Annotated in this window: 3 protein-coding genes; 2 read left to right on the top strand and 1 reads right to left on the bottom strand. The window is 61.5% G+C overall.

Going from position 1 to position 4473, the window contains the following annotated elements:
* Positions 1-189: 189 nt before the first annotated feature.
* Both B3605_RS15300 and B3605_RS15295 read left to right on the top strand, forming a co-directional pair.
* A complete protein-coding gene (locus B3605_RS15300) occupies positions 190-1131 on the top strand; it encodes a DUF2497 domain-containing protein (protein ID WP_112941468.1) in 942 nt (313 codons plus the stop codon).
* Between the two features lie 120 nt (positions 1132-1251).
* A complete protein-coding gene (locus B3605_RS15295; protein WP_112941467.1) occupies positions 1252-4095 on the top strand; it encodes a valine--tRNA ligase in 2844 nt (947 codons plus the stop codon).
* Positions 4096-4172: 77 nt separating this feature from the next.
* On the opposite strand, the gene B3605_RS15290 is transcribed toward B3605_RS15295, so the two are convergent.
* A partial coding sequence (locus B3605_RS15290; protein ID WP_296434870.1) for a hypothetical protein occupies positions 4173-4473 on the bottom strand: 301 nt, incomplete at its 5' end.

Genomic DNA, 4473 nt, shown 5'->3' with positions numbered 1-4473 from the left:
CGCCACTGGCGCCCGTTTCTGTTTCAAGCGGACCGTCGAAGCAGTCATTGACCTTTGAGAAAACTGTGCAAAGCGGCAGTCATTTGATTCGCGATGATTTTTTTCCCCGATCGGCTATCCTACAGTCTGGGTGATTCGGATGCCGACACCTCGCAATCCGGTCGTTGTTTGAGAATAACGGGGATAGATATGGCTCAGCCAAGCGTAGCGCGTGAACCGTCCATGGAAGAAATCCTGGCGTCGATCCGCCAGATCATCGAAAGCAATGAGCCGGGCGCGGGCAGGGCACTCTCCGCATCGCTGCCGCCTGTTTACGGTGATGATGAAGACGATCACGGCTCCGACATTCATCTGACGGTCGATCAGGCCTATGCCGGCGTGGAATTCCCCGATCCCGCACCGCAGCAGACCGATCCGCGCTTCGTCGCCGCCAATTCCGCGGGCTCGGCCCCCGCGCAGGAAGCGCCGCGCGCCGCCATGTCGCTCGCGGATGTCGCCGCCCGCGTTCGCGCCGCCTCCGAGCGCAACACGCTGCAGCCTCAGCGCGAACCGCCCCTCGAATTCCGCCAGCAGCCGGCGCCTGTCGCACCGGCCCCTGTCATGGAAGCTCAGCCGCAGCAGCAAGTCGCCGAGGAGCACCCGGTGATGCAGCAGGCGGCTCCGGCGCCGCAGCGCGCACCCGAGCCCGTGTTGGCTGACGAACCAGCCGCGATGGCGTTCGAAATGCCGCCTCAGCAGCCGGTGGCCGTAGAGGCCGAAGCCGTTCAGCCCGCAGCCGCGCCGGTTCAGGAGCAGGTCGCAATCGCTCCGCCCATGGCTGCCGCGCCGATCGCAGCACAGCCGCTCTACGCCGAGCCGGTCTCCGTGCCGCTGTCGGATCGCCTTCTGCCGAGCCTGATGGACGAAACCCAGCAGTCGCTGCTGTCGCAGGATGCCGGCCTGCAGATCGCCCGCTCCTTCGAGGAACTGGCTGCCGCCATCGATGGCGCCGAGCGCCGCTCGCTGGACGAGATCGCCGAAGACATGCTGCGCCCGATGCTCCGCGACTGGCTCGACGACAACCTGCCGACCCTGGTCGAGCGCCTCGTGCGCGAAGAGATCGAGCGCGTGGCGCGCGGCCCGCGCCGCTGATCGGATCCGTCGCTTTTTACAAAGAGCCGCTCCGGTCCCCGGGGCGGCTTTTTTATTGACTTGCTGGCGGGCATCCTATTTACAACCCGCATCCAGAAAACCTCCAGATTTGGTCCAAAAATGCTCGAAAAGACCTACGATTCCGCAGCCGTTGAACCGAAGATCGCCGCGAAATGGGACGAGGCGGACGCTTTCCGCGCGGGCGCCAACGCCAAGCCGGGCGCCGAAAGCTTCACCATCGTGATCCCGCCGCCGAATGTGACGGGTTCGCTGCACATGGGCCACGCGCTGAACAACACGTTGCAGGACATCATGGTCCGCTTCGAGCGCATGCGCGGCAAGGACGTGCTGTGGCAGCCGGGCATGGACCATGCCGGTATCGCCACGCAGATGGTCGTCGAGCGCAAGCTGATGGAACAGCAGCTTCCGGGCCGCCGCGACATGGGCCGCGAAGCCTTCATCGAGAAGGTCTGGGAGTGGAAGAACGAGTCGGGTGGCCTGATCTTCAACCAGTTGAAGCGCCTCGGCGCCTCCTGTGATTGGTCGCGCGAGCGCTTCACCATGGACGAAGGCCTGTCCGAGGCTGTCCTCGAAGTCTTCGTCAGCCTCTACAAGGAAGGCCTGATCTACAAGGACAAGCGTCTCGTCAACTGGGACCCGAAGCTGCTGACCGCGATTTCGGACATGGAAGTCGAGCAGCTGGAGGTCAAGGGCAATCTCTGGCACTTCCGCTATCCGCTGGAAGCGGGCGTCACCTACCAGTACCCGATCGCTTTCGACGAGGAAGGCAAGCCGACGGAATTCGAGACGCGCGACTACATCGTCGTCGCAACGACCCGTCCGGAGACGATGCTCGGCGATACCGGCATCGCGGTTAATCCTGAAGACGAGCGCTACAAGTCGATCGTCGGCAAGCATGTCATCCTGCCGATCGTCGGCCGCAAGATCCCGATCGTCGCGGATGACTACGCAGATCCGACCGCCGGCACCGGCGCCGTCAAGATCACGCCCGCGCATGACTTTAACGACTTCGAGGTCGGCAAGCGCGCCGGTTTGCGCGCCATCAACGTCATGAACATCGATGCCTCGATCTCGATCAAGGAGAACGAGGACTTCCTCGAAGGTCTCGATCATCCGGCAGCACTTCATGGCGCCTGGGACCGTCTGGAGGGTCAGGACCGTTTCACCGCCCGCAAGATCATCGTCGAGATTTTCGAAGAGGCAGGCCTGCTCGACAAGATCGAGCCGCACAAGCATGTGGTCCCGCATGGCGACCGCGGCGGCGTGCCGATCGAGCCGCGCCTGACCGACCAGTGGTGGGTCGACAACAAGACGCTGGCCCAGCCGGCGATCGCGTCCGTCCGTGAAGGCCGCACCAATTTCGTGCCTAAGAATTGGGAAAACACCTATTTCCAGTGGATGGAAAACATCCAGCCCTGGTGCATCTCGCGTCAGCTGTGGTGGGGTCACCAGATTCCCGCCTGGTACGGTCCCGATGGCCAGGTCTTCGTCGAGAAGACCGAGGAAGAAGCGCTGCAGGCCGCCATCCAGCACTACATCGCCCATGAGGGACCTTGGAAGGCTTGGGTCGAGGAGAAACTCGAGAACTTCCAGCCGGGCGAAATCCTGACGCGCGACGAAGACGTGCTCGACACTTGGTTCTCTTCCGCTCTCTGGCCGTTCTCGACCCTCGGCTGGCCGGAAAAGACGCCCGAGCTTGACCGCTACTATCCAACCAACGTTCTGGTCACCGGTTTCGATATCATCCCGTTCTGGGTTGTTCGCATGATGCAGATGGGTCTGCACTTCATGAAGGACGAGGACGGCGTTCCGGTCGAGCCGTTCCACACGGTCTATATCCACGCGCTGGTTCGCGACAAGAACGGCCAGAAGATGTCGAAGTCGAAGGGCAACGTCATCGACCCGCTGGAACTCATCGACGAGTACGGCGCCGACGCGCTGCGCTTCACGCTGGCGATCATGGCGGCTCAGGGCCGCGACGTGAAGCTCGATCCGGCCCGCATCGCCGGCTATCGCAACTTCGGCACCAAGCTGTGGAATGCGACGCGCTTCGCCGAGATGAACGGCGTGGTCAACGACCCGCATTTCATTCCTGAGGCAGCCGAGCTCACGGTCAACCGCTGGATCCTGACGGAACTGTCCCGCACCGAACGCGATCTCACCGAGGCGATCGAAGCCTATCGCTTCAACGATGCCGCCGGCGTGCTCTATCGATTCGTCTGGAACCAGGTCTGCGATTGGTACCTCGAATTGCTGAAGCCGATCTTCGGCGGCACGGACGAGGGCGCCAAGAAGGAGGCGCAGTCCTGCGTCGCTTACGTGCTCGAAGAGATCTACAAGCTGCTGCACCCGTTCATGCCCTTCATGACTGAAGAGCTCTGGGCGCATACGGCAGGCGAGGGTCGCGAGCGTGATGGCCTGGTTTGCCACGCCGAATGGCCGTCGCCGTCCTACGCCGACGACGCGGCAGCCGACGAGATCAACTGGCTGATCGACCTCGTCTCCGATATCCGCTCGGTTCGCTCCGAAATGAACGTACCACCGTCGGCCGTAGCCCCGCTCGTCTTCGTCAACGCCAACAGCCTGACGCGTGACCGGCTGTCGCGCCACGATGCGGCGATCAAGCGCCTCGCGCGTGTCGATGGCATTTCGCTGGCCGATCAGGCGCCGAAGGGTGCTGCCCAGATCGTGGCCGGCGAAGCGACGGTCTGCCTGCCGCTCGGCGCGCTGATCGATCTCGGTGCCGAAAAGGCCCGTCTCGAAAAGGCGATCGCCAAGACCGAGGCAGAAATGGCAAGGATCAACGGCAAGCTCTCCAACGAGAAGTTCGTCGCCAACGCCAACCCGGAGGTCGTCGCGGCCGAACGGGAGCGCCTGGAAGAGCTGACGGTCCAGCTTGCGAGCCTCAAGATCGCGCTCTCGCGTGTAGATGAAGCTTCGTAAAATCAACTTTCAATAGTATTTCATTCCAAGGCGCCCGATGAAGAATCGGGCGCCTTTTTTCGAAAAATTAACCGTAATCAGGCCTTCCGCCGCCACAACTTGGCCGGAGCGGCACCATTTTTCAGCTTTTCCACGAAGTTTTTCCTAAAAATCGAACTGTTGTCAGAAGGTAACATATCTGTGCTCGTATAGAACGATCGCCCTATCGTTCGATCGATTCCGGGATTTTTTGAGATACATTTTCTAAATTGGGGAAATTTTGACGTGCCCGTCAATTTTTTACGTAAAGCATCCATTAGCTCACTTTTCAATCGCGCCCGGTCACGAAGTTGCCATTTTAACCTCCCGCCGTCACAGTCCCACCATCGCAATTGCCTC

It is taken from the genome of Rhizobium sp. UBA1881 (assembly GCF_002338015.1).
In the GTDB taxonomy this organism is placed as follows: Bacteria; Pseudomonadota; Alphaproteobacteria; order Rhizobiales; family Rhizobiaceae; genus Rhizobium.
Note: the sequence above shows the minus strand (reverse complement) of the source record. Positions and strands in the feature narration are given on the sequence as shown.

Bases quoted from the DNA above. Each gene is read 5' to 3' on its own strand.
- B3605_RS15295 (WP_112941467.1), top strand. From the start codon at position 1,252: ATGCTCGAAAAGACCTACGATTCCGCAGCCGTTGAACCGAAGATCGCC.
- B3605_RS15300 (WP_112941468.1), top strand. From the start codon at position 190: ATGGCTCAGCCAAGCGTAGCGCGTGAACCGTCCATGGAAGAAATCCTG.